The organism is Cytobacillus sp. FSL W7-1323 (assembly GCF_038595015.1).
Lineage (GTDB): Bacteria > Bacillota > Bacilli > Bacillales > Cytobacillaceae > Cytobacillus > Cytobacillus kochii.
Genome location: NZ_CP151998.1, coordinates 2899367 through 2924393 on the forward strand (window position 1 = coordinate 2899367; position 25027 = coordinate 2924393).

Sequence of the window (25027 nt, forward strand, 5' to 3'; positions counted from 1 at the left end):
AATGAGAAAGACATAAAAATAACCTTCTACAAAAAAGTGCAGAAGGATAGTGTGTGTTCTCATTATTAAACTCATCCCTCTGTCCTGGTCCTAAATGGATCTAGGCAGATTTCGCGTATAAATGATGGTCAAACAGGTGCAGTTCTTACCGATACTGCCCACACAAAGTATATCAATAATTGTGTTAACTTTCTATAAAAAATATCTATTATTCTAAATCAATGTCTGCAGAATAAATTTGATGTCGCACACCAGCCTCATCTTCTAAAAGCAATATGCCTCCATCTGTAATTCCTATCGCTTTGCCCACTATGGTACCAGATAGTGTACGCGCTTTTATATTCTTCCCTATACTAATGGCATAACTTTCCCATAAAATTCTTATCGGTTGAAAACCATTCTGTAAATACAGTTGATACAGTTTTTCGAGCTTGAATAAAAGGGTTTGAATAATCTGTGCGCGCGAGATTTCTTCTTTCTTTTCAATTGCAAGGGAGGTGGCGATAGGTTGAATCTCCTCGGGATAGTCTTCTAATTTCTGATTCACATTAATACCAATCCCCATAATAATAGAAACGATTCGATCTGCATCTGCTTGCATCTCTGTTAATATCCCTGTTACTTTTTTGCCATTAATCAACACATCATTAGGCCATTTAATTTCAGCTGTTAAACCGGTCACTTCCTCGATTGCCTGAACAACAGCAACAGCTGCAATAAGTGTTAATTGCGGTGCACGATGAGGAGGAAGCTGCGGCCTAAGAATGACACTCATCCAAACACCTGTATATTTAGGGGATATCCATTTTCGATCCATTCTCCCTCTACCGCTAATTTGCTCTTCTGCTACTACAATCGTACCTTCACATGCACCATCTGTTGCTAATTGATGGGCGACTTTTTGTGTGGAGTCCACTGATTCTTCATAATGGATATGACTACCAAGTATATTTGTTTTCAACCCATAACGTATTTCATCAGCAATCACTTTTTTGGGTGTAGCAACGATGCGATATCCTTTTCGTCTCACCGCTTCAAATTCAAACCCTTCTTTACGAAGATTCTCTATATGTTTCCACACTGCTGTGCGTGAACAACCGAGTAAATCTGCAATAGCTTGCCCTGACAAATAATCATCTTGGTGAGTCGTGAAGGCATTTAATAACTTCTTCCTTATTTCTGATTCCATTGAAACAGCCACTCCCTGATATCTTCTTTATTATTTTGTAATTCTCCAAGTATAATTGCTTCCTCCACTTTTGCTAACAATTCCTTTAGCCAAGGACCAGCTGATTGCTGACTCCAAGTGATAATATCATTGCCATTGACTGCTAATTGTTTTCTTGAAGTAATCGCCAATTTGCTATACATTTCTACTAAATGATCAGGATATTCTACTCTTTCATGATTGTAAACTTGATGAAGTTTTTCAGCACTCACTGCTACTGATAAACCACTTTGGTAAATTGTAGTAGCTTGAAAAGGTGTTGATAGTCTTTTTTGGAACCATTGATATAGATTGAGTATTTCTTTCATGTCTTTACTTGACATCTTCCATTCTTTTAATCCTATCTTTGCTTCATGCTCATTTAATTGAAAAACCTTTAAGAGCAGAACCCATATTTCAAGCAAAGATAATGATTGAAGAGGATAAGTGACGAGCTGATTAAGTCCCTTCTCCTTTTGCGAAAGCATTGGTAAATAGTGATGCAAGTTTGAGTCTTGCAGAAGCGTCAAGGCATCTACTCGATAGTCTCCTTGTAATAATTTATTAAATTCAACGAGCTTCCTTTCAACTGCCACATGTTGCAGTAGATGCACTTTCTTTTTTAATGCATCATATGTTCCTTCTTCGAGCAGGAAACCTAATTGACTTTTAAAGCGCAGCGCTCGCATCATTCTTAAGGCATCCTCATTAAAGCGTTCTTCACTTGAACCAACGGTCTTTATTTCTCTATTTTTGATTGCTTCCCTTCCAGCGAAGGGGTCAATTAATTCACCATTTTTATCCATAGCAATGCTATTCATAGTAAAGTCTCTTCTCTGTAAATCCTCCTTTAAATGACGGATAAAACGGACTTCATCCGGTCTTCTAAAGTCACTATACGTTGACTCTGCCCTATATGTTGTTACTTCATATGCTTCACCTTTTAGAAGAATAAGTATGGTACCATGCTCAATACCTACATCAACCGTTTTAGAAAAAATCGCTTTCATTTCAATCGGTGTTGCAGATGTAGCGATATCTACATCTGCTATTTCACGACCAATTAGAAGATCCCTCACTGCACCACCGACAAAATAGGCTTCATAACCTGCTTCCTCAAGCTTTTCAATAATCGGAATAGCTCTTTGAAATATTGGTTTCATCATTTCGCCTCACTTAATAGATCAAAATAAAGCTGCTCGTATTGTGAAACAATCTTATCGGCATGGAAACTTGTCAGTACAGATTCTTTTGCTTGTAATGATAATTTTGTATGTAATTTTTCATCTTGTAAAATATCTAATGCGACTGCTGCAATACTTTCAATATCACCCAGTTCACAAATATATCCATTTACACCATCTTGGATAACTTCCGGAATACCTCCAACATTAGTCCCTATACACGGTACATTGCATGCCATTGCTTCAAGTGCGACTAAGCCAAAGCTTTCCTTTTCGGACAATAAAAGCATCAAGTCACTAATGGAATAAAGTTCCGCTAAGTTGTCTTGTTTGCCAAGAAATATAACTTGGTGTTTTAAGGATAATTGGTCTACTAATTTTGAAATATCACTCATCTGTGGACCATCACCTACAAGTAGGAGCTTAGCTTTTATATGTTCGGCAATTTTAGCAAACGAACGCACGACGTCATCTACTCTTTTTACACCACGAAAGTTAGACACATGAATAATAACCTTCTCGTCTTCAGCTATTTGAAATTCTTCTTTCAAGTAATCTACATCTTTTTTTACATATTCACGCTCATCAATAAAATTGTATACGGGAATAATTTTTTTCTGTGGATTGATTAAGTCGTAAGTTTGTGCGATTAATGCATTGGAAACAGCAGTAACACGATCCGATTGTTCAATTCCAAACTTTATTGCATCAGTTAACGATGAGTCATAACCAAGAACCGTAATATCTGTTCCATGCAAAGTTGTAACGATTTTAACATCTCGCCCGCTCATTTGCTTCCCTAATATGGCACAGATCGCATGTGGCACTGCATAATGTACATGAAGTAAGTCAAGATTTTCTCTTTTAATGACTTCTGCCATCTTGCTTGCTAACGCGATGTCATAGGGCGCATATTGAAAAACGGAGTATTGATTAACCTCTACTTGATGGTAAAAAATATTATGATATATCTTATTTAAACGAAAAGGAATGCTAGAAGAAATAAAGTGAATTTCATGTCCTCTTTCTGCCAGCATTTTTCCGAGTTCTGTGGCAATTACCCCTGACCCACCAACAGTCGGATAGCAAGTAATCCCTATTTTAAGTTTTCTATTCATTCTTACACTCCAAATAAATCGTTTTCGATCATCAAAGGTTTTTTCACCTTAAAACCTTCTGCATATTTGACACCAACTTGCTGTCCAAATAGGCGTTCTCTAGCTTCAACCATTTCCACATAGCCATTTGTTAACGGAGTATCGACAGCTCCCTCCGTTTTCGTGAATTGACTTTGGTAAGCATTTAAACTGGCGATCTTTTTGTCTATTGTTGATGTAATATCTATCATAAAATCAGGTTGGTGAAAACCATTAATCATATAATAGTAAAAGCTTTTCACTTTATGATCCGTTTGATACTCATTTGTTTGATATTTACGAATACCTGCAGAGAAGACTGCTTCTTCAACAATTTTCGTTGCATTCGCATGATCCGGGTGCCTATCTATTTCATATGGTGCAAAGACAATTGTCGGCTGATACTTCCTAATCATTTCTACTACCTGTTTGATACGCTCACTTGTTAAAAATAACTGTCTATCACCTAAATGAAGTCCTTCTCTTACAGACACATTTAATATTCGCCCTGCTGCAATTGCTTCTGTTTTCCTCAGAGTAGGATTACCGTTAGAAGACAGCTCGGCTTCTGTTAAATCGCAAATCCCTACTTTATAACCTTTTTCCACATACTTCGCTATTGTTCCTGACATGCCGATTTCTACATCATCGGCATGCGCTCCGAAAGCAAGGATATCAAGCTTTATTTCGTTCATTTCTATTCACTCTCTTTTATAATTTCTCTCCAGGAAAAATCTCCTCGTTCAAGTCCTTTAATTAGGACTTCCGCTGTGCCCATATTTGTCGCTAATGGTACAGCGTAAACATCACATAATCGGATTAACGCCGTAATATCTGGTTCATGTGGTTGTGCGGTGAGCGGGTCTCTAAAAAACAAGACGAGATCCATTTTATTTTGCGCAATCATACTTCCAATTTGCTGATCCCCACCAAGTGGTCCAGATTGAAAACGATGCACAGTTAGATTAGCTTCCTGCTGTAACCTTAAACCCGTCGTACCAGTTGCAAATAATTGGTGCTGTGAAAGAATAACTTGATACGCTTTAGAAAAATTCACAATATCATTCTTCTTTTTGTCATGAGCAATTAATGCAATGTTCATCGGCACCACCTCCATACTTACTCGATAATATTTTCTAATCCGTAAACTAACGTATCAATTTTAACTACAGTATCGACAGCTAATGCAACACCACTCATGAATGATTCGCGATTGTATGAATCATGGCGAATTTGCAGTGTTTGTCCACTAGAACCAAACATTACTTGTTGATGTGCAATTAAGCCAGGAAGTCTAACGGAGTGGATATGCATTCCATCAAAATCAGCCCCACGAGCTCCAGCTAGCGTTTCCTTTTCATTAGGATGTCCTTGTTGCTTACTCTCTCTTACATCACGAATCATCTCAGCTGTTTTAACAGCAGTGCCAGATGGTGCATCTAGTTTTTGATCATGGTGCATTTCAATAATCTCTACATCATTAAAGTACTTAGCTGCCATTTGTGAAAATTTCATCATAAGCACAGCACCAACTGCAAAGTTTGGCGCAATAATCGCACCTAAATTAGTTTCATGACATAAATCCTCTAGTTCTTGTAAGTTCTCTTTGGTAAATCCAGTTGTACCAACAACTGGTCTCACTCCATAAGTAAGCGCTGTTTTCGTATGATACATACCAACTTCAGGCGTGGTTAAATCAATAAGAACATCACAATCTTCATTTTTAAAACATTTTTCTATATCAGAATAAACAGGAACATCGATTCCCTCAAAGCCTTTAAAATCACTTAAATTACCACCATCATTTTTATGATCTACAACAGCTACTAATTCATATTTATCTTTTTTCTGAACTAACTTAACTGCCTCACTCCCCATTCTACCTCTTGGACCTGCAATCACGATCTTAATTGTCTTCATTATTTTTTCCCCCTTCTTCAATACGTGTCCATCTATCTTTATCGCGCGTTTGAAACTTATGCATCACTTGGTCATGCGCTTTTGCTAAATCTATATTTAGAGAATTAGCAAGACAAATTAAAACAAAAAGCATGTCTCCCATTTCTTCTTCTATTGCTTTTTCTTTTTCTGTACTCTTTTTTGGTTTTTCACCATATGTATGATTGACTTCTCTTGCCAGCTCCCCTAATTCCTCTGTTAATCTTGCCACCATAGCAAGTGGACTAAAATACCCCTCTTTAAATTGCCCAATATAGGTATCTACTTCCCTCTGTAATTCTTCCATCGACTTACTCATTGTTTCTCACCTCATATACATACCTTTTCAAATCATTTTATTCACACTCTCCATGTTAGCTAAACATAACCATTTTTACAATTCCTATCGTTTAATTCTTTATTTCTGTCCCATAAAAATAGTATATGTATGCGAGAATCGGCTGCCATGCTCCCCTATTAATGTGTGATTGCTTATCCTCTATTGAATCTATATAATGAGATGGCAAGTAATATATGTCATTATTTCGGAGGGCACAGTGAATGTTTGGATTGAAAATTAAGAATATTATCCTTATTCTGTTTGGCGCTAGTATATTCTCTTTCGGTATTGTTCACTTTAATATGCAAAACAACTTAGCAGAAGGTGGCTTTACAGGTATCACGCTCTTATTGTATTTCTTATTTGATTGGAATCCATCTTATACGAATTTGATTTTGAATATTCCTTTATTTTTCATAGGATGGAAACTACTTGGTAAAAAAGCCTTTATCTATACGATTATTGGTACGCTAGGCGTTTCTCTTTTCCTTGAAATATTCCAAAGATATCAAATACATATGCCATTAAAGAATGATCTTACTTTAGCTGCACTGTTCGCAGGTGTTTTTATCGGTGTTGGTCTCGGTATAATTTTCAGATATGGTGGAACAACGGGTGGCGTTGATATAATTGCACGACTCGTTAATAAGTATACCGGTACTTCTATGGGTAAAACGATGTTTGTATTTGACTTTTGCGTGATTGCATTATCACTGATTTTTTACCTCAAATATTATGAGGCAATGTATACTCTAGTTGCCGTTTTTGTTGGCGCGAAAGTAATCGACTTTATCCAAGAAGGAGCTTATTCTGCAAGAGGTGCAATGATTATCTCTGAGAAAAATGAAGAGATATCAGCGAAAATTCTCTATGAAATGGAGAGAGGTGTCACAGTTTTAAAAGGTCGAGGGTCATTTACTAAGCTGGATCGTGAAGTATTATATTGCGTAGTGGCTCGAAATGAACTAACTAAATTGAAGAACCTTATCCATTCAGTTGATCCTAATGCATTTGTCACCGTATCACAAGTGCACGATGTCTTAGGAGAAGGATTTACATTGGATGAAAACAAAAAACCTTTAGAACGCTGAGATTACTAAAAAACTAACAAAAAGCAACTACCTCAAGTGAGCAGTTGCTTTTACATTTAAAATATATTAATCATCATTGTTCATGCCAATAAAAGCAAGAACAAAACGCAGTAATTCCATAACAGCGATAACTGTTGCCGCTACATAAGTTAGAGCTGCTGCATTTAATACTTTTTTAGCGCCAGACTCTTCATCATTTCTAATCACACCAGAGCTTACCATAACATTGAGTGCTCTTGATGAGGCGTTAAACTCAACCGGTAATGTAATTACCTGGAATAATACCGCTGCTGCAAAGAAAATGATACCTAGTAACATCATACCAGTAAATTGAAACAATAATCCTCCTAAGATGAAAAAGAAGGATAAGTTAGAGCCAATGTTCGCAACTGGAACAAGCGCATGTCTAAAGCGTAAGAAAGCATAGTCTTCAGCATCTTGAATGGCATGACCCACTTCGTGTGTCGCCACTGATACAGAAGCAATGGAAGATCCATAATAATTATCCTCAGATAACCTCACGGTCTTATCTCTCGGATCATAATGGTCTGAAAGTTGCCCCTTTACTGGTTCGATAGAGACATTATAAAGCCCATTTTCATCTAAAACTTTTCTAGCCGCTTCTGCTCCAGTCATATTTGAAGAAGTAGATATTTGTAAATGTTTCTTATACGTCTTCTTCAAGTACATTTGAATAGCAATCGGGACAATCATAATAATGATAAAGTAAATCAAAAACGACATAGGTGAACCTCCTAATAAAGTATAAGCTTATCATCTACATGTGCATCATGTAGACAAACACTGGAAGAAATATTCACATACTAAGTTAAAGCTTTTAGTTAGTCTCTTAGTATGACAGAATGGCCTTGTAAATAGTGAAAACACGACTTTACATGGATACTTGTTTCTAAAAAAACTTGATTATTGGTCCATTCTTGCTTACAAACAATTCAAAAAAAAATGGGTAGCTTCGTCTCTAGATGCCTCAAGATGAAAGTCCATTTTTCCTGCCATCTCATTCTCCCATTACCTTTTCCTTCTTTAATTTATCTAAAGGAAAAGCTTATCATGTTTATGCTTTGATTTTATTTTACCTTTTTCTTATAAGACAATTCAAGCGTTTAGCCTTAGCTCTCTGGATTTTTTTCTTTTTTCTTTCCGCCCTTATATTTTTTAAAACCGACATACGAAAGCGTTAAGATAATTATACTTCCAGTTGAAATAATTACCCACCATAGTGATGGATCAGCTTCATCATCCGTAATTGTATCAAAAATGTCTTCTAGCTCACTATTCAATAATTCTAGTTCCCTTTTACCTTCTTCTTTCACCATTACATCTCGACGATATTGATCAATATATTGAATGCGTGTATGCAATTGTTGAATAGTTGCTGGCTCTACTTCTAATTTTAATGAAGGATAAATCGTATCATAAAGAGAGAGAAAGGTATTATACTGTGTATGAAAGCTCTCGCTATCACCCGCTTCTATTGACTCCCTTACTTCCCCAAGTGTACTTAACATCGGACCTTTCATTTCATGCCACATCGGTTCTTTCGCAGGAGATAGGGCGTCCATTAATATCCGAAGTTTTGTTGCTTTTTGTACTTTCGTCTCATAAGAGCTTTGTTCTTTATTTATTTCTTCAACTACTTCTTGGTGAACAGATGTGACAGTTCTCAAACTTTCCCTCGTCATCGCAGTTGATGTGCTTGTAGCCAATACAAATTGGTCTGTGAAATAATTCAACATTCTACTAGCATCTTCATATTTTTGCGCTTTAACCAAGTGTAGAACTTCATCTGATAATAGATCCAATTGATTCATCATACCATCGTCATTTTCTGTCTCTGCTACTATCATGTAAGGGAAAATGAGTGCAATAACTAAAATAATAGCCACAACTCTCCATTTCATACGTACCTGTCCTCCTTATCGGATTGCTAATAGCATTGTATGACAATGTGGACAAGGTTAGACCATTAATCAATAGATTTATCTACGAAACACTAGAAGCAATATGGCAATAATGAGGAAATAAAGCTAGAAGGCTTCTATAAGGAAGTTCTAACTTTATTTTTTTATTGATAGGCTATGTTAATCTTTGTTGTTGATATTTGTTTTTATCGAACAAACGAGCTATGAATAGCGAGGTTGGTGATGAATGTGAAGGTAACTGATATTTTAAAAGCAATCCATAAACTAAATCCAGCTGAGAAACACCGATTAAGAAAATATCTAATTGAAAAACCAACTGCATCATCTAAGGAGATAAAAGGAAGAAAGCCTCGTAAGTGTGATGCTGCAAGGAAACGTGGCATAAGCAAAGAACAAGTATGTGTTCTAGTCGCAAGAGGCCGTGATAAATTAATAAATTTCACGTACATTGGGTATGGGTAGAATAACCAAAGGGAAATTAGATAAAGCAATTGGACATAAGCTTTCAAAAGGTAATATATAATGTACTGATGCCTGAAGAGCTTTTAAAGTTTACGCGAATGAAAAGGGAATGGAAATATATCAACTCAAATCAGATGGAAAAGTACGCACAAAAGGTCTTTATCATATTCAGAACGTAAACAATTATCAAGGAATGCAAAAAGGTTGGATACAACGATATCACGATAGACAATTACTTCTTGGTTTCAAGTCTTAGAAAGCATACAGTATCAGAACAATGTAGTTACTATAAAAGACTTGATTATCCAAGGGAACCTTACACAAAATACAGAAGCATATATATGATACATTAAAGTTAAGAAAATTCACGATATAGAAATTATTTTCATACGGCAAACGGCCTTTAAGGGAGAAAGGATTGTTTGTACTAATAATCGAGACTGGAGAGTGAAGGTGGTTTAATTGTTTAGGTCAGCAGTATATTTGGTACACGTATTAATATTCATATTAGTAGCTCTTATTGGTATAGGTCCAATGTTTAGCATTGCTGCACCAGACCCACACCGAGCCCCAATTTATAATTGGGGTTGGGGTTCATTGATTGGTATTTTTATTTTTCTTGTGTTGGTATCTGCTTATGTACAGTTAAGGATAAAAAAAGTTTGGGTGTTTTTAATATCCGTAATAGGCTTGATTGCTTTTTTTATTCTCACTTTACTATACTTATACCCTTTCGTTATGAATTTTTTTTAGAATTAACAAGGTAACAAGTGTTTGATTAAAGATTGCGATAATAGAAGAAGCAAATATTAAGCAAAAGAACTTCCATAAATCGGAAGTTCCTTTTTTCTATAAATATAAACATTAATTTTTAACATAGCTTATTGATAAAAGGTTATTGATGAATCGAAGGCATTTTCAGCTGAAATCGCCCTTTTCGAATACATAATAGATAGGTCAAGCCTAAAGAAAATATGCTAAGCCAGAAAGTAAAATAACCGATTTGAGGAATATATTCATTAAGTACAGAATATCTCGGTAACATAAAGAAAACGTAGTCAATCACATCATTATGCAAAGTCCAGATAGCAGCAATTATAAGATGCCAAGCCTTTATGCGATAAAAAGGGGCATAGAGCACACCTTGTACAGCCATAGCACCATGGGAAATAATAAGCATGAGCGCCGTTATCTCCACTTCACCAGTCACTTGAAACACAAGTAAATTCATCACAACTGCCCAGATACCGTATTTCACGAGTGTAACAATTGCGAGTGCTTCAAAAATAGGCCAATTTCTACCTAATAAAAAGGCAATAAGAACAATAACAAAAAACAAACTAGCAGTTGGACTATCAGGAACAAATGGAAGGAATATTGCTGGTGTATCAACTAATTGCCACATATACCAATCGTAACCATATACAGTCCCGGCAATATTGATGATTAATAGAAGAATTAAAAAGCTTCGATTACCCAATATCGTATATATTTGTTTCATAGACTACCTCACTTACTACTTTTTATGTACGATACGAAAAGAAGCTGACAACTGCTGGTCAGCTTCTTTTTCACTTTATTCAGATTCTATACTGTCGATAAATTCGACCACTTTATCAAGTTCTTCATCACTACCTGTGAATATACCTGCTGGCATAGCTCCACGGCCGTTTTGAATCACATCTTTAATTTCTTCAGGTGATAATTCAACATCGATTAAAGCAGGTGCACCTGCACCACCTTGCAATTCATTACCGTGGCAAGTTAAACAAGTATTCGCTTCCATGAGCTTATACCCCTCTGCCTCGGTATCGACTTCAGCATCAGCAACGATTTTCCCTTGTTCTGCTGCAGCCTCCCAGTCATGGTGAGCAACTGATTCCCATGTAAGGAAGGTAACCCCCGCCAATGCAAGTAACATAAAACCTGTGGCAAAAGGACGTTTTGAAGGTCTACGTTCAGGACCGCGATCGATAAATGGCGCCAATGCAAGTGCACCAAATACTAATCCTGGAATAATAAATGCACCAATAACATTATATGGTCCTGATGCATATGTGTATTTTAGCAATTGATATAAGAATAAGAAATACCAGTCTGGTAGCGGAATATAAGCTGTATCACTCGGATCCGCGATTTTTTCAAGCGGTGGTTCGTGCGCAATTGTTAAACATAAGAAACCTACTAGGAAAACGGCTCCTACCATCCATTCTTTCAGTAAGAAGTTTGGCCAGAAAGCTTCTGTTTTGCCTGGATATTCCGAATAATCTTTCGGAATGAAAGTCTTACGTTCAGCAGATATACGGGAATCACCTACGAATTTCATTCCTTTTCCGCGATGCATGTAATAATTCCCCTCCTTTTAATAGAAGATTTCATTTTACAATGGACCAGAAATACCTTGTTTACGAATCATAATAAAGTGAGCAGCCATTAAGCCAAATAATACTGCTGGTAGGAAGAAAACGTGAATGGCGAAGAATCGTGTTATCGTTTGAGCTCCGACAATAGATGCATCCCCAGCAATAAGTGTTTTTAACATTTCACCAATAAATGGAGTTGATTCGACAATTTGAATGGTAACTTTTGTTGCAAATAAAGCTTTCATATCCCATGGTAATAGATAGCCTGTTAATCCAAGTGCTAACATTACAAAGAATATTCCTACTCCAACGAGCCAGTTTAATTCACGTGGTTTTTTGTAAGCACCTTGGAAGAATACGCGTAAAGTATGTAAAAACATCATAACAATAACTAAGCTAGCTCCCCAGTGATGCATGCCACGAACAATTTGTCCGAATGCTACATGGTTTTGTAAATAATACACAGACTCCCAAGCATTTTTGATATCTGGAACATAGTACATCGTTAAGAACATTCCAGATAAGATTTGAATGACAGTTACAAAGAACGTTAGACCTCCGAAGCAGTAAACAAACGCCGAAAAGTGATGCGCTGGGTTTACATGCTCAGGTACTTCGTGGTCAGCAATATCTCGCCAAATTGGCGTAATATCCAAACGTTCATCAATCCAATCATAAATTTTATTGAACAATGATTACGCCTCCTTATCGCGGTTCTGCCTTACCTAAGTGTAAGAACCCATCTACTTCTTTTGTTGGAAAAACATCAAGTGCTGCAATTGGTGGTGTACCTGGAACATTTGTACCATCTTTTGTATAAAGACCTCCGTGACAAGGACAATAGAAATGATTTTCATTTGCCTTATCTCCATTCCAGTTAACTGTACAACCTAAATGTTTACATACAGGTGATAATGCGACAACTTTATCATTCTCATCTTTGTAAACCCATGCAGTTCCAGTTTCTTCCGAAGAATACCAGCCATCTTGTTGTTCAAACGAATAGTCAACCCTAGTAGGCTCAGTTGTTAGGTCAGCTACCTTCTGATTTGTTGCAATAAAATCGCTTTCACCTTTCTTTTGTAGGACCGGATCTACTGCAAACCGCACCATAGGTAACAACATTCCTGCTGCCATGAATCCGCCTACACCTGTGAGTGTGTAATTAAGGAATTGACGTCTTGTCACACGATTTTTGCTCATACTTTTCCCCCCTCTATTATGAAGTTAAGTCCAACGGACAAAGTTCAACACAATATAAAACTAGGACATACCAATGATATATCAATCTTTATGGAAGGTCAATATAATCCTTCACTGAATCATCACAACTATGAGATTTATGTGACTCTTCAATCATTATTCTGCCATTTTTTCACAAATACATTCAGTAATTGTTTTACCTGATCTTCTAAAATTGAAAGCTTGTACTGATCATCCATGTTATCAAGCGGAATTGAAGGCATCCAAATTAACCCTCCATCTAACTGTTCTTCTACAGTTTTCCAATCACTATCAGAAGTTATGTAAAAAATATGTTTAAAATCTTGAGAAATTAATTCTTTTTCCCATTCTATTAAATCCGCAAGCCGTTTTTCCTCAGAAATTGTCTTTAGATAGCTCATTCCTGGTAACATAAGAATTCTGCCTTTAAATTGCTTTTCAAGTTGCCCAGATAAGAGGTTAATAAATTCGGTCATTGCTACTGTTTGCTTTATATCATCTGCAAAAGATACCGGATAAAGAGGAAGTATGACTGTATCAATATAATCTCTTTCTTTCAAAAACAATTGTATATCCTGTGTATGCCACTTCATCCTAATCACTCCAATTACGCCTTAATATTCCTTATTTATCATACCACGGAAATGACCTTCTATCAAAAGGCAACAGTGTCTATTTTTTGAACATTTCAGAATTAATTAAATATACTTTTTATACTTAGACGACGATGGAAAAGGGATTATAAATATTCCTAAGATTCATTAGCCTCTTACATGCCCATTGTTTTAATTAAAACCTTAAAACTCTAGAATTAAACTCAAAAAGCTTGGTGCTTTATTAGGACTTTCCGCATTCGCTTTTCACAAGAATAATATGCCCCCTGTTTTCATTTCATCATCTATTCGTCTTTACATATAATGAAATCAAAAAAAAAAGATATGACTCCCTTGAAAAACAGGAAGCATATCTTTTTTATCTGTACTTTTCTATAAATATAAAGAAAAAACCTATGTTTGAAGTTTATTCAATTTTGTTGTTAATTGAATAAATCTTTCTTTATCTTGTTTATCTAATGCCTCATCAATTTCTTTGAGTAATTTTTCCTTTTGAAAACGCGCTAAGCTCTCTGTTAAGAATCTTTCAGCTATCATACGGTCTTTTTCACTTATTCTTAATGTCTTTGGCATAAAAGGATTTTCTTCTAACACCGCTGCATATTGATGAGCTTTATTGGCAGCATGGAAGTTCAACTGAATAAATATATCTTCTTCTCTATTTAAGCGGATATCATGAAATGACTTTTCTGCGTCAGTTGTCATTACATTCTCTTTGTAAAAACGAAAAGGCGCTTCATCGACACAATGTGTAGACATAATTAATCCTCTCGGACAATACTGAGCCTGTTCCACAAAATGAACCTTCTCCATTAATTGATCATGACTCATTAAGTAGTTAAGAATCCAAACACACTCTCTTCTTTTTAACTGATAATGATTAAGAAACCAACGAATAAAGTCTTTCTTTTCATTGACAGATACAGGGGCCGTCATTTTGATTCCCTCCTCTGCTGCAGCTTTAATTTTTTTTACTTAAGCTTCAGGTAGACTTTCTGATGATGCAAACCTCTACGACTCATCTGAAAGCCGCTGCAGGATATCCTGATATTCTTCGTTGTGAGGTTCCAAACGAGTAAGCTTACTAAAAAGTTCGGCAGCCTCCTTTCGTTTTCCTTCTTCAATTAGAAAATATCCATAGTCTGCCAAGAAATCCGGCTGCTGTTTAAAATAAGTATATGCTTCATTGTATTTGTTTAATGCCTGTGAATATTCTTCTATTTCTTGATAACTTTTTGCTGCATCCCATAATAGTTGTGGATCAATCACTTCTGCGCTTTGCATTAATTCTGCAATTTCAATTACATCATTGAAACGCTCGTTATTCATAAAAACTTTATTTATCACAATAGCAGCATCAATATATTCTGGATCAATCGCTAACGCTTCTCTTAGGAGGTCAACTGCTAGTTGTTCATCTGGAATTTTCAAGGCTAGCTTACCACCATAAAAATAAAGTTCTTTATTATATTCATCTTGTTTAATTCCCAGTTTTACTGTTGCTAAAGCTTCTTGAACTTGTTCTTCACGTTCATATGCCTTTGCCAGATGCAAATACAGCGAGTGAAATTCTGGATCTATTTCTTTGAGTTCATTAAATTTCTCAATGGCTACTTGATTATAACCAGCTTGTAAAGCTGTGAATGCATAGCTAAATAGCGTATGTATTTCCAACTTTTCTTCAAGCGCTTTTTCATAATAAGGCAATGCTTCCTCAAAAGCTCCACCTGCACTTAAACTTTCAGCCATTCTTTGGTTAACGTTAACACCGCCAATAAGCTCCTTTTTTGTCAGTACTTTTTCATATAATTTAACTGCTTCTAAAAATTTTCCTTGCTCTGCACTCAACTCACCTAAGGCAAAATCGATAATTGGCTCATCGGGAAGTATCGCTTTCGCATCTAATAACTTCCTTTCACTGACCTCATATAAACCTTCCATCTGATATAAGTCTGCCAACAATAATAAGGCTTGGGGATAACTAGCATCTTGTTGATTTACTTGCTCTAATACGAGCACTGCTTCTTCTTCATTTCCTAGATCAATGAAGATTTCTGCTTTCATTACAAGCAGTTCGCCTTCCTCAGGGTAGGCATCTAACAGCCTCTCTATTAGTTGGTGTGCCTCCTTTAGAAACCCATATTGCATCAGTTCTTCCGCTAAAACAAACCTTTCTTCATGTGTACCGTGAGAAAGTATTTCTTTATATTTTTCTAATGCCTCATCATGTAACCCATTTTCTAACAAGGCAATAATCTTTTTTACTTTATCCATATCTATATCCTTTCAATACTATTATGATAGCTGGTAGTATGATGGTGTCTTAATCATGACTCTCTTACCAAATCCTTCAAGCGGATGATGCCAATCACCTGCCCGTAAGACTCTCCCACGTAAGCATGAGATGACCAGCCTCTCTCTATGATAATGATATACATCTAATTCTTCAATATTTGTGATTTCCCTGCCTCGTTTGTAAAAATTATAATTCGCTTCTAATCCAGGTTGTAATTGTGTTTTAAAAGGGTATATACCGATTGTTGCTTGCGTTTGCTCATTGATTAATTCACCATTTCTCAATGGATGAGCCACATATGGCAGGCGATGCTTTTTCATATAATACACCCACTTTTGTTGCAGTAAACGGTAGTCTTTTTCATTATCAACATGCTTAAAAATAGGGATTAAGGTACTAAAGTAAGGAAAGAACGCTTCTTTCACCCATCCCCATGGCATATCGTCTAAATCATTGATTCCCGTTATTTCCACAAAAACAGCAGGAATTTTTTCTTTTCTTAATAATCTTATCATGTCTGGTTGCAGTGAAGCCAATGGCAATTGCACCCCTAACAAATAATCAATTGGAGAAATTTTCAGCTTATCATCCAACAGTTGGATAGCTGACTTTAATTGATGTTTATAGCTTATTTCCACCTTCGTCATAAACACTAGACATCCCTTTAAAATCAGCTCAGAAAGAAAGAAGTTAGGCATATCGTCAGGTATTGTCTCAACATACTTAACAAGGGGAGGAGAAATCACGTACGGATCTCCGTCTATTTTCATATACGTATATTGCCTAAAGGGTGCTTCTCTAACGGCAAGGATTTTCTCATTACCGATAACGTAAGAGGTAGGAACATAGGCGCCCTTGCTTTTATTCTGCCGATAAACGTTCTCAATCATATATACCATTTATCATCATCCTTATCTCATCTTTTTAGACAAGCTATGATGAAAACAAGAATATATGATTAGTTTTTACATTTCGCTCACAAAAAGAAAAACTTGTGGTGCATACCGTATGTCATCATTGGCATGTACCACAAGCGAATAGATATGAATTATTTTACTAATAAATGATCAATATGATCAAAGAAGCTTGGATATGAAACAGCGATAGCATCTGGCTGATAGAGTTCTATATCCCCGTCTGAAATTAATGAAGCAATGGACAGCATCATACCAATACGATGATCACCATAGCTCTCGACAGTTCCTCCCGATAGAGAAGTTTGACCTTCAATAATCATCCCATCATCAGTTGCTTCAATATTTGCACCTAGTTTTTTCAACTCATTCACAACTGTATCAATACGATTCGTTTCTTTTACTTTTAATTCTTGCGCATCTTTAATAATCGTTTTCCCGGTAGCTTGTGTCGAAAGTAGGGCAATAATTGGTATTTCATCAATTAATCTCGGAATCTTATCTCCGTCAATTGTCACACCTTTAAGTTCAGATGTTTCAATAAAGATATCACCCGCCGGCTCCTCGTGACCGTTACTCTCATAAGGCTCAATCGTCATTTTTGCACCCATTTCTTTTAGTACATCAATGATACCTGTTCTTGTTGGATTTAAACCCACATTTTTAAGGACGATTTTACTATTAGGTACGATAGCTCCTGCTGCTAGGAAAAAGGCAGCTGAGGAAATATCTCCTGGTACAATAAGATTCGTTGCTGTAAATGACTGACCACCTTCAACTGAAATCGTTCCATTATCATTTGAAACATTTCCACTGAAGGCATGAATCATTCTTTCTGTATGATCTCTCGTTTTTTCAGGTTCAATAATCTTTGTTGTCCCTTTTGCTTGTAATCCAGCAAGGATGATGGCAGATTTCACTTGAGCACTAGCTACTGGTAAAGTGTAGGTGATTGATTCAAGCTCACCACCAGTAACAGATAAGGGAGTGAACTCACCTGATTGACGTCCCTCTATTTTAGCACCCATCTCCTTTAAGGGTCCAACCACTCTTGTCATAGGACGTTTACCAATGGACGAATCACCGATTAAAACACTATGAAAAGGGCGCCCAGAAAGGATACCCATAATGAGACGAATGGTTGTTCCTGAATTACCGACATCAAGCACTTCTTCTGGTTCTTTTAGGGCGTCAATACCTTCACCATGAATAATAACTGTTTGATCTTCATGCTCTATTTTAACACCAAGTTTTCTAAAACAAGCAATTGTACTAAGGCAATCTTCACCAGCTAAAAAATTCTTAACGACTGTTTTCCCTTTTGCAATTGAACCGAACATAATCGACCGATGAGAAATCGATTTATCACCAGGGATATGAATCTCACCAGATAATCCATTATGTGTAAAATTCAAATTCTTTACACTCACACTTAATCACCCTTTTTTTTTAACATAGTTACATGCCAATTGTATGTTCAAAAGATGTTTGTCTATTTATGCAATCTATTGCACGATCACGATCCTCTTCTGTTTGAAAGCTAATCACAAGCACGCCAGTTATTTCTTCTCTCGTTTCTCTAATACTAATATTTGTGATACTAATCTCTTCTTTTGCTAAATAACCAGTAATTTCCGAAATGACCCCTGGATAATCAGGGACATCGACAAATAGGTCATAAAAGGCCGGAATGGCTCCTTTTTGTTTTTGTGGCATTTCATCACGAAAGGTTTTGGCAGATTGAAAATATTGAAAGATCTCTTCATTATCCGCAGTAGTAAGCATATCATAGACATAGTTCATTTCTTTTTTCCAGTCTTCTAATAAACCTAATAACACCTCATTATTTTGCAAGAGTATATCACGCCACATCGCTGGGCTACTAGAAGCAATTCTTGTGATATCCCTAAAACCACCTGCAGCAAGACGAGGAATGAGCTTTTGTGTTTGACTACTCTCTTCTGCTCGACGAACGAGAGAAGCAGCAATAATATGCGGGAAATGACTAATCACACCTGTTAAGTAATCGTGCTCATGTGGTGTCACTGTAATAAACTTAGCCTTTGTACTTGTCAGCCACTCTTTTAAACGATCGATTTTCTCTTCCGTAATATGTGGTTCAGGTGTTAAAAGATAGAAGGCATTCTCAAATAAAAGTCGTCTGGCTGCAGATACACCACTCTTATGTGAACCGGCCATCGGATGACCGCCAATGAATGTAAAACCTTTTTGTTTTAAATAATTGGCAGATGATATAATTTCTTTCTTCGTACTTCCCGCATCGGTTATAATTACATCTCTTTTAAGATTCATGTGTGCGAGTTCTTCTACTATTCTTTTTGTCTCATTTACTGGTGTAGCAATAATAATCAGGTCAGCCTTCTCAGCACCTTCACGAATAGTTGAAACTGACTCATCAATTACACCCAGCATCTTACCGAGTTTTAACTGTTCTTTATTTACATCATAACCGCTACATTTGGCTTCAAGATGAGTATGCTTAATTGAAAGTGCAATAGAACCACCGATTAATCCTAGACCAATAACAAATACTTGTCCATTCATGTTTTAACACACCTCTTGTTAGAAAACTCATTGATTGACGAAGGTATGAGGGTAAACTATTAAATAGAAAAACACCACTACCCTACAAATACTTTTTCGTGTAAAACAATTTCAGAGACGAATTTCGCCTCTGAAATAAAAAATTCCTAATTAAGATACTGTCTTGATTTCAGATAGAAATTGAGACATCGCTTGTATAACACCGTCATTTTGTTCCTTTGATCCAACTGTTACACGAACAGCTGTAGGAAACCCTAAGGCTTGACCCGATCTAACAATATAGCCCTTTTCTAATAGTGATTGAAACACGCGATTTCCCTCCACAGCAAAGTCGATCAAAATAAAATTTCCTTGGGATGGGTAGTAATCTAATCCGTTTTCCTCACAAAATTGATAAAATTGCGCTAATCCACTTCGATTTTCTTGTCTACATTTTTCAATGAACACATCGTCAGATAATGCTTGTATAGCTACCTCTTGACCGAAGCGGTTGGCATTGAATGGTTCCCTGACTGGCTCTAACGCGCGAATGAGTGGTGCTTGAGCAATCCCGTAACCAATACGTAGGCTAGCAAGTCCATAAATCTTAGAGAAAGTACGAAGAGCGATGACATGTGGAAAAGCCTCAACAATTTTAATGGAATCATGATAATCTTCTGCTGTCGTATATTCACAATACGCTTCATCTAGTACAACTAATACATCTTCAGGAACTTTACTTATAAACGCCACTAGTTCATCGTTGGGAATATAGGTGCCAGTTGGGTTGTTCGGACTACAAACCCAAACGATTGCTGTTTGCTCATCAATTTGCGCTAACATATTCTCTAGATCATGTTGCCCTTCTTTAAGCGGTACCTCACGTACCTCCGCTCCTTCAATGATTGCATTATGTTTATATTGAGGAAAGGTTGGTGTAGCCATAACAGTATTTGTTTCAGGACTTAATAATGCACGAGAAAGCATCATAATTGTCTCATCCGAGCCATTTCCAAAGATTAATTGATCCTGACTCACACCAAGATGACTAGCTAGGGCTTCACGCAAATTTGTAGCATAGCCGTCCGGATATAAAGCAAAAAATGCAGAAGGTTGCTGAATTGCCTCTGACGCTTTTGGTGAACAACCGAAGGGATTTTCATTAGAAGCAAGTTTTGTTATTTCACTTAGGCCATATTGTTTTTTTACTTCATCTATAGATTTTCCAGGTTGGTAAGGGGTCAAATTTAATATTTGCTGCTTCCACTTCATTTTCCTCATACTCCTCTTCTTTATCTATTTAATTCTTGTTGTAAATCCGGTCGTAATGATACTGCATTTCCTAAATAAATATGAGAAATTTTTTCTTGAGCAATCTCCGTGTTCACATGCATCATTACCCGAATACATTTTGTTAAACCTTTTGGAACAGGAATTTCTCTCATACACATGACTGGCACATATGTCCATCCCTCAATTGCCCGGAGCGCCTTTGCTGGAAAGGCTTCTGTGATGTCATCTGTTACAGAAATAAATACACTTACGACAGAATGTGCGTCTATATGATTCTCCTTAATCATTTCCCGTAGCAACTGCTCGGTAGCTGCCACTATTTCTTTTTCTTCATTCTTTTCAACAGTAACCGCACCTCTCACCCCACGTATCACCTTTATCCCCCCTTATGAAAGCTTGCCAATTCTTCTAGTATGATTTCATCGGAAATATCCTCTAAAACTGGTTTCCCGATTCTGGTTAACAACACAAACTTTACTTGGCCTGCCACACTCTTTTTATCTTGTTTCATTCTTTTTAATAGTTTTTCATGACTTATATGATCGGGAATCGTGGTTGTATATCCTAAAATCTGTAACCATTGTGTGAAATCTTCTACATTAAATGAAAGATTTAATTTTTTCTGACTTAATTTAAGAGCAAAAATCATTCCAACTGCGACCGATTCACCATGCGTCCAACCGCCGTAGCCCATTTCAGCCTCAATCGCATGACCTAATGTATGACCAAAGTTTAAATATGCTCGCACACCTTTTTCTTTTTCATCCGCTGCGACAAACTCTCCTTTTATTTCTATGCCTCTTGTTAAAAAGGATGAAAGTAACGTAGGAGAAAGTTCTTCTAGCGTATGGAGTTCACTACGCATCTGTGCATAAAACACTTCATCATGAATGAGTCCATGCTTAATTACTTCAGCGAACCCTGAGCGTTTTTCTTGCAAGGATAGTGATTGCAAAAATTCTAAATCATAAAAAACTGCTTCCGGCTGATGAAAAGAACCAATCATATTCTTTCCTAAAGGATGATTGATGGCTACTTTACCACCTACTGCACTATCGTGAGCAAGAATGGTAGTTGGTATCTGTATAAAAGGGATACCTCTCATGAATGTAGAAGCAACAAACCCTGCCAAGTCACCAATTGCCCCTCCACCTATTGCAATAATAAGCGATTTTCTATCGAGCTTTTTCTCAAGTAAAAAGCCGGTAATGTCATAATAGACATCAAAAGTCTTGGCATTTTCTCCGCTAGGTGCAATGTAAACGGAGAAGGGCAGCTCACTAAAAGCTGCCTTTAAGTCGTTCCAATAAATATCCGCTACCTTTTCATCAATAATGATGCCAATATTGGTGACTTCCTTCATATTTTCTTGAATGAATGCTTGTACACCATGAATAGCACCGCTACCAATAACGACTGGATAAGAGTGATGTTGAGTTGAAATTTGCAGCTGCACCATCTTTAAAACTCCTTTGCATACCGTTTTTGATCGGCAATTATATCCTTTAACGTCTCAAAGCGATCTGCATAGAATTGTTCAACAATCGCGCTTGCTAACTCCCAAGCAATTACATGCTCTGCCACTACTGCCGCCGCTGGTACTGCACAACTATCTGAACGTTCAATACTAGCATTAAAAGGCTCTTTCGTATCAATATCTACACTTTCTAATGGTTTATATAGTGTTGGTATAGGTTTCATTACACCTTTAACAACAATCGGCATACCAGTTGTCATGCCTCCTTCAAAACCACCAAGATTATTCGTTTTACGATAATAACCTTTCTCCTCACTCCAAGCAATCTCATCATGTACTTGACTACCTGGCTTTCTAGCGGCTTCAAAGCCAATACCAAATTCAACACCTTTAAAGGCATTTATACTCAACATCGCATAAGCAAGTTTTGCATCTAGTTTACGATCATAATGAACATAACTACCAACTCCCGAAGGCATACCTTCTACAACTACTTCAACGACACCACCAATAGAATCACCATTCTTCTTGGCATTGTCAATCGCTACCATCATCTCTTCTGCTGCTACACTGTCTAAACAACGAACTGGAGACTCTTCAGTTATTGTTTTTAATTCTTCCATTGAAGAATAACTTTTCACATTTGAGACGATTCCACCGATCTCCACAACATGCCCCACAACTTCAATGCCTAAAGATGATAATAACTTTTTCGCTACAGCACCCGCTGCAACTCTCACTGTTGTTTCTCGAGCTGATGAGCGCTCTAATACATTTCTCATATCTCTATGACCGTATTTTACAGCACCATTTAAGTCCGCATGACCAGGTCTCGGTCTTGTTATTTTTCTTTTTACTTCTTCTAATTCCTCCGGTTCAATTGGTGCTTGCCCCATAATCTTAGTCCAATGCTTCCAATCATCGTTCTCAACGACAAGGCCAACCGGTGATCCTAATGTATATCCATGTCTAACGCCGGATGTAATCTGAACAGTATCTTTTTCAATTTGCATTCTACGGCCACGACCATATCCTTTTTGCCTTCTTGCAAGTGACTCATTAATATCTGTTTCTAGTAATGGCAACCCTGCAGGCAAGCCTTCAATAATTGTTGTTAATTGGGGTCCATGTGATTCCCCAGAAGTTAAATATCTCATTACTCTTTCCCCCTTCAACGCTTTAAAGGATTATGTATCAATATAACATATGAACATCTATAAACATAGTATAAATTTAAAAATAATCTTTTATTTCTATAAAAATTATGTAACTAGTTAGGTTGAAAAGCCTATTTATTTTATTAACGGCAGTCCGCTTGTCTTTTTATAAAAAAAAGATTGCTGATTTTTCAAGTCATATAGAGAGGGATTAAATATTTGTTCCGTACTTCCGACAAATAAGTAACCACCATTTTTAAGTGCTTTACTAAATTTGCTATAAATCATTGCTTTTGCTTCTTCGGTAAAATAAATAAGGACATTTCGACAAATAATTAAGTCATAGTCTTTTAAAAAAGAATCGGCAAGTAAATTTTGCTTTTGGAAGACTACTGTTTGTTTAATCTCATCTGATAGAATATATTGTTTTCCTTCTTGAAAAAAATACTTCTTTTTCATTTCATCAGGTATCTCCTGAAGAGAACGTTCATGGTAAATGCCTGTTTTCGCTCTCAGTAGTGCAGATTCATCAATATCAGTAGCAAAAATTCGGATTTTTGAAAGAGGTAAATATTTAGATAAGATCATCGCTAGTGTGTATGGCTCCTCTCCTGTTGAACAGGCAGCACTCCATAGCTTCAATGGCTCTTTCTTCTGTAACAATGGAGGTAGTATTTCTTTTTCTAACACTTCCCACCTCTTTCGATTTCGGTAAAACTCAGAGACATTAATCGTCATACGATCTAAAAACTCAGCCAACAGCTTTTTGTCTTTAACCATCGCAAGATATAACTGGTTAAAAGATGTATACCCCTTTTTATCATAGAAAGCTTGGAGTCGCCTTTTCATTTGTGTTTCTTTATATTGAGCCAAATCAATACCCGTATATTGTTTAACCTTTTCAATAAATTGCTCATATTCATGTTCGTACATGAGGTGTACACCTCCCTTATAAAGCTACATTTTCTATCTAGTATAAAACAAAAGTGCAAATAATGTTGAAATTTTTTTGAATTGCCGTAAATAATTCGATCTACTTTATAAAAAGTATACAAAAGGTCAACGGAGAGTTTATAATTTTCTCTCTACTCTTGATAAAGCAGCTTAATGAATTGTCCTTAACGACTTTGCTCAGCTTTCTTTTTTCTCTTCATGGATGCGTTATTCCCTTTGGCACGCTATCTTTTTCGTTTTTTAATCCAGACGGATGCGTAATACCATTTTGCTAAGCCATCTTTCTCTTTTTCACTCCAGATGGACGCGCTAATCCCTTCTCCTCAACTGTATATAAACACCAAAATTATTAGAGCCATTATTTAAGCAAAAAAAACGCCTGGCAATTGCCAGACGTTTTTAGAGTGAATAGATTAGTTAGACCAATCGTTGATTAACTTTTTGTATTCGACAATCTGCTCTTCTTTAAAGAACAGACCGATTTCACGTTCTGCACTTTCTTTTGAGTCTGAACCATGAATAACATTCTTACCAACAGTTACTGCGAAATCGCCACGGATAGAGCCTGGTACAGCATCTTTAGGGTTAGTTGCACCCATCATTTGACGAGCTGTGGCAATCACATTTTCACCTTCCCAAACCATTGCAAAAACGGGTCCAGAAGTAATGAAGTCTACTAATTCACCAAAGAAAGGACGCTCTTTATGCTCTCCATAATGCTCTTCTGCAAGCTCAGTAGGAATACTCATTAACTTTGCGCCTTTTAGTTGGAAGCCTTTCTTTTCAAAACGAGAAACGATTTCTCCAATTAAATTACGTTGTACACCATCTGGTTTAACCATTAAAAAAGTTTGTTCCATTTTCAAACACTCCTCTTGCTCTATGTATTA

26 protein-coding genes and 1 pseudogene are annotated in these 25027 nt (G+C 36.6%); 2 read left to right on the forward strand and 25 right to left on the reverse strand.

Features of this window, described 5'->3' with window-relative positions; all coding sequences use genetic code 11:
* Positions 1-208: 208 nt before the first annotated feature.
* Genes MKX67_RS14610 through MKX67_RS14640 form a run of 7 tightly spaced genes read right to left on the reverse strand, consistent with a single transcriptional unit; the run spans position 209 to position 5784 of the window.
* Positions 209-1189 carry a biotin--[acetyl-CoA-carboxylase] ligase gene (locus MKX67_RS14610; RefSeq protein ID WP_342488417.1) on the reverse strand — a complete coding sequence of 327 codons (981 nt, stop codon included), beginning with the start codon at positions 1187-1189 and terminating at the stop codon, positions 209-211.
* Entirely contained in the window at positions 1174-2370 is a 1197-nt protein-coding gene (locus MKX67_RS14615) for a CCA tRNA nucleotidyltransferase (protein WP_095372782.1), read from the reverse strand. Before MKX67_RS14615 ends, MKX67_RS14610 begins: the two co-directional genes overlap by 16 nt.
* Positions 2370-3509: an N-acetyl-alpha-D-glucosaminyl L-malate synthase BshA gene (gene bshA / locus MKX67_RS14620; RefSeq protein WP_095372781.1), complete on the reverse strand. Its 1140-nt coding sequence runs from the start codon at positions 3507-3509 to the stop codon at positions 2370-2372. Before bshA ends, MKX67_RS14615 begins: the two co-directional genes overlap by 1 nt.
* Before the next feature lie 2 nt (positions 3510-3511).
* Complete coding sequence (gene bshB1 / locus MKX67_RS14625) at positions 3512-4222, reverse strand: bacillithiol biosynthesis deacetylase BshB1 (RefSeq protein ID WP_095372780.1); 711 nt, start codon at positions 4220-4222, stop codon at positions 3512-3514.
* A 2-nt stretch (positions 4223-4224) separates the two neighbouring features.
* Complete coding sequence (gene mgsA / locus MKX67_RS14630; RefSeq protein WP_224937444.1) at positions 4225-4629, reverse strand: methylglyoxal synthase; 405 nt, start codon at positions 4627-4629, stop codon at positions 4225-4227.
* Positions 4630-4646: 17 nt separating this feature from the next.
* A complete protein-coding gene (dapB, locus tag MKX67_RS14635) occupies positions 4647-5447 on the reverse strand; it encodes a 4-hydroxy-tetrahydrodipicolinate reductase (RefSeq protein ID WP_095372778.1) in 801 nt (266 codons plus the stop codon).
* Positions 5434-5784 (reverse strand): nucleotide pyrophosphohydrolase, encoded by a 351-nt coding sequence (locus MKX67_RS14640; protein ID WP_095372777.1) that lies wholly within the window; start codon positions 5782-5784, stop codon positions 5434-5436. The genes dapB and MKX67_RS14640 overlap by 14 nt, the downstream gene beginning before the upstream one ends.
* A 242-nt stretch (positions 5785-6026) precedes the next feature.
* Between MKX67_RS14640 and MKX67_RS14645 the strand changes: the two genes are divergently transcribed.
* Positions 6027-6896 (forward strand): YitT family protein, encoded by an 870-nt coding sequence (locus tag MKX67_RS14645; RefSeq protein WP_095372776.1) that lies wholly within the window; start codon positions 6027-6029, stop codon positions 6894-6896.
* 66 nt (positions 6897-6962) lie between these two features.
* Here the strand turns inward: MKX67_RS14645 and MKX67_RS14650 are convergent, their stop codons facing one another.
* Both MKX67_RS14650 and MKX67_RS14655 read right to left on the reverse strand, forming a co-directional pair.
* The gene (locus MKX67_RS14650) at positions 6963-7640 is read right to left on the reverse strand and encodes a zinc metallopeptidase (protein ID WP_095372775.1); all 678 of its coding nucleotides are present in this window, start codon (positions 7638-7640) and stop codon (positions 6963-6965) included.
* Positions 7641-8026: 386 nt separating this feature from the next.
* Positions 8027-8818 (reverse strand): sporulation protein YpjB, encoded by a 792-nt coding sequence (locus tag MKX67_RS14655; RefSeq protein ID WP_095372774.1) that lies wholly within the window; start codon positions 8816-8818, stop codon positions 8027-8029.
* Positions 8819-9166: 348 nt separating this feature from the next.
* Between MKX67_RS14655 and MKX67_RS14660 the strand changes: the two are divergent.
* A pseudogene (locus tag MKX67_RS14660) lies at positions 9167-9677 on the forward strand (IS1595 family transposase); the annotation flags it as partial.
* Positions 9678-10196: 519 nt separating this feature from the next.
* Here the strand turns inward: MKX67_RS14660 and MKX67_RS14665 are convergent.
* The 16 genes from MKX67_RS14665 to ndk form a co-directional block, all read right to left on the reverse strand.
* The gene (locus tag MKX67_RS14665; RefSeq protein ID WP_095372772.1) at positions 10197-10802 is read right to left on the reverse strand and encodes a DUF1405 domain-containing protein; all 606 of its coding nucleotides are present in this window, start codon (positions 10800-10802) and stop codon (positions 10197-10199) included.
* Positions 10803-10877: 75 nt separating this feature from the next.
* The gene (locus MKX67_RS14670; protein ID WP_095372771.1) at positions 10878-11645 is read right to left on the reverse strand and encodes a menaquinol-cytochrome c reductase cytochrome b/c subunit; all 768 of its coding nucleotides are present in this window, start codon (positions 11643-11645) and stop codon (positions 10878-10880) included.
* A gap of 36 nt (positions 11646-11681) precedes the next feature.
* Complete coding sequence (locus tag MKX67_RS14675) at positions 11682-12356, reverse strand: cytochrome b6 (RefSeq protein ID WP_095372770.1); 675 nt, start codon at positions 12354-12356, stop codon at positions 11682-11684.
* Between the two features lie 13 nt (positions 12357-12369).
* Positions 12370-12867: a ubiquinol-cytochrome c reductase iron-sulfur subunit gene (locus tag MKX67_RS14680; protein ID WP_095372769.1), complete on the reverse strand. Its 498-nt coding sequence runs from the start codon at positions 12865-12867 to the stop codon at positions 12370-12372.
* Between the two features lie 149 nt (positions 12868-13016).
* Complete coding sequence (locus MKX67_RS14685) at positions 13017-13481, reverse strand: YpiF family protein (protein ID WP_095372768.1); 465 nt, start codon at positions 13479-13481, stop codon at positions 13017-13019.
* A gap of 414 nt (positions 13482-13895) precedes the next feature.
* Positions 13896-14438, reverse strand: coding sequence for a ReoY family proteolytic degradation factor (locus tag MKX67_RS14690; protein ID WP_095372767.1), 543 nt, complete (start codon positions 14436-14438; stop codon positions 13896-13898).
* Between the two features lie 75 nt (positions 14439-14513).
* A complete protein-coding gene (locus MKX67_RS14695; protein ID WP_095372766.1) occupies positions 14514-15776 on the reverse strand; it encodes a tetratricopeptide repeat protein in 1263 nt (420 codons plus the stop codon).
* 21 nt (positions 15777-15797) lie between these two features.
* Positions 15798-16697, reverse strand: a complete 900-nt coding sequence (locus tag MKX67_RS14700) for a hypothetical protein (protein ID WP_328197590.1) — start codon at positions 16695-16697, stop codon at positions 15798-15800.
* A 149-nt stretch (positions 16698-16846) separates the two neighbouring features.
* Positions 16847-18142: a 3-phosphoshikimate 1-carboxyvinyltransferase gene (aroA, locus tag MKX67_RS14705; protein ID WP_307313051.1), complete on the reverse strand. Its 1296-nt coding sequence runs from the start codon at positions 18140-18142 to the stop codon at positions 16847-16849.
* A 28-nt stretch (positions 18143-18170) separates the two neighbouring features.
* Positions 18171-19277 carry a prephenate dehydrogenase gene (locus tag MKX67_RS14710; RefSeq protein WP_095372764.1) on the reverse strand — a complete coding sequence of 369 codons (1107 nt, stop codon included), beginning with the start codon at positions 19275-19277 and terminating at the stop codon, positions 18171-18173.
* Between the two features lie 150 nt (positions 19278-19427).
* Complete coding sequence (gene hisC, locus MKX67_RS14715; protein ID WP_322909557.1) at positions 19428-20528, reverse strand: histidinol-phosphate transaminase; 1101 nt, start codon at positions 20526-20528, stop codon at positions 19428-19430.
* Positions 20529-20548: 20 nt separating this feature from the next.
* Positions 20549-20923 carry a chorismate mutase gene (aroH, locus tag MKX67_RS14720; RefSeq protein ID WP_095372762.1) on the reverse strand — a complete coding sequence of 125 codons (375 nt, stop codon included), beginning with the start codon at positions 20921-20923 and terminating at the stop codon, positions 20549-20551.
* Positions 20924-20925: 2 nt separating this feature from the next.
* Positions 20926-22008 carry a 3-dehydroquinate synthase gene (gene aroB, locus MKX67_RS14725; RefSeq protein ID WP_095372761.1) on the reverse strand — a complete coding sequence of 361 codons (1083 nt, stop codon included), beginning with the start codon at positions 22006-22008 and terminating at the stop codon, positions 20926-20928.
* A gap of 2 nt (positions 22009-22010) precedes the next feature.
* Positions 22011-23183, reverse strand: coding sequence for a chorismate synthase (aroC, locus tag MKX67_RS14730; RefSeq protein WP_095372760.1), 1173 nt, complete (start codon positions 23181-23183; stop codon positions 22011-22013).
* 135 nt (positions 23184-23318) lie between these two features.
* The gene (locus MKX67_RS14735; RefSeq protein WP_095372759.1) at positions 23319-24116 is read right to left on the reverse strand and encodes a protein-glutamate O-methyltransferase CheR; all 798 of its coding nucleotides are present in this window, start codon (positions 24114-24116) and stop codon (positions 23319-23321) included.
* A gap of 434 nt (positions 24117-24550) precedes the next feature.
* Positions 24551-24997 carry a nucleoside-diphosphate kinase gene (gene ndk / locus MKX67_RS14740; RefSeq protein WP_095372758.1) on the reverse strand — a complete coding sequence of 149 codons (447 nt, stop codon included), beginning with the start codon at positions 24995-24997 and terminating at the stop codon, positions 24551-24553.
* Positions 24998-25027 lie beyond the last annotated feature (30 nt).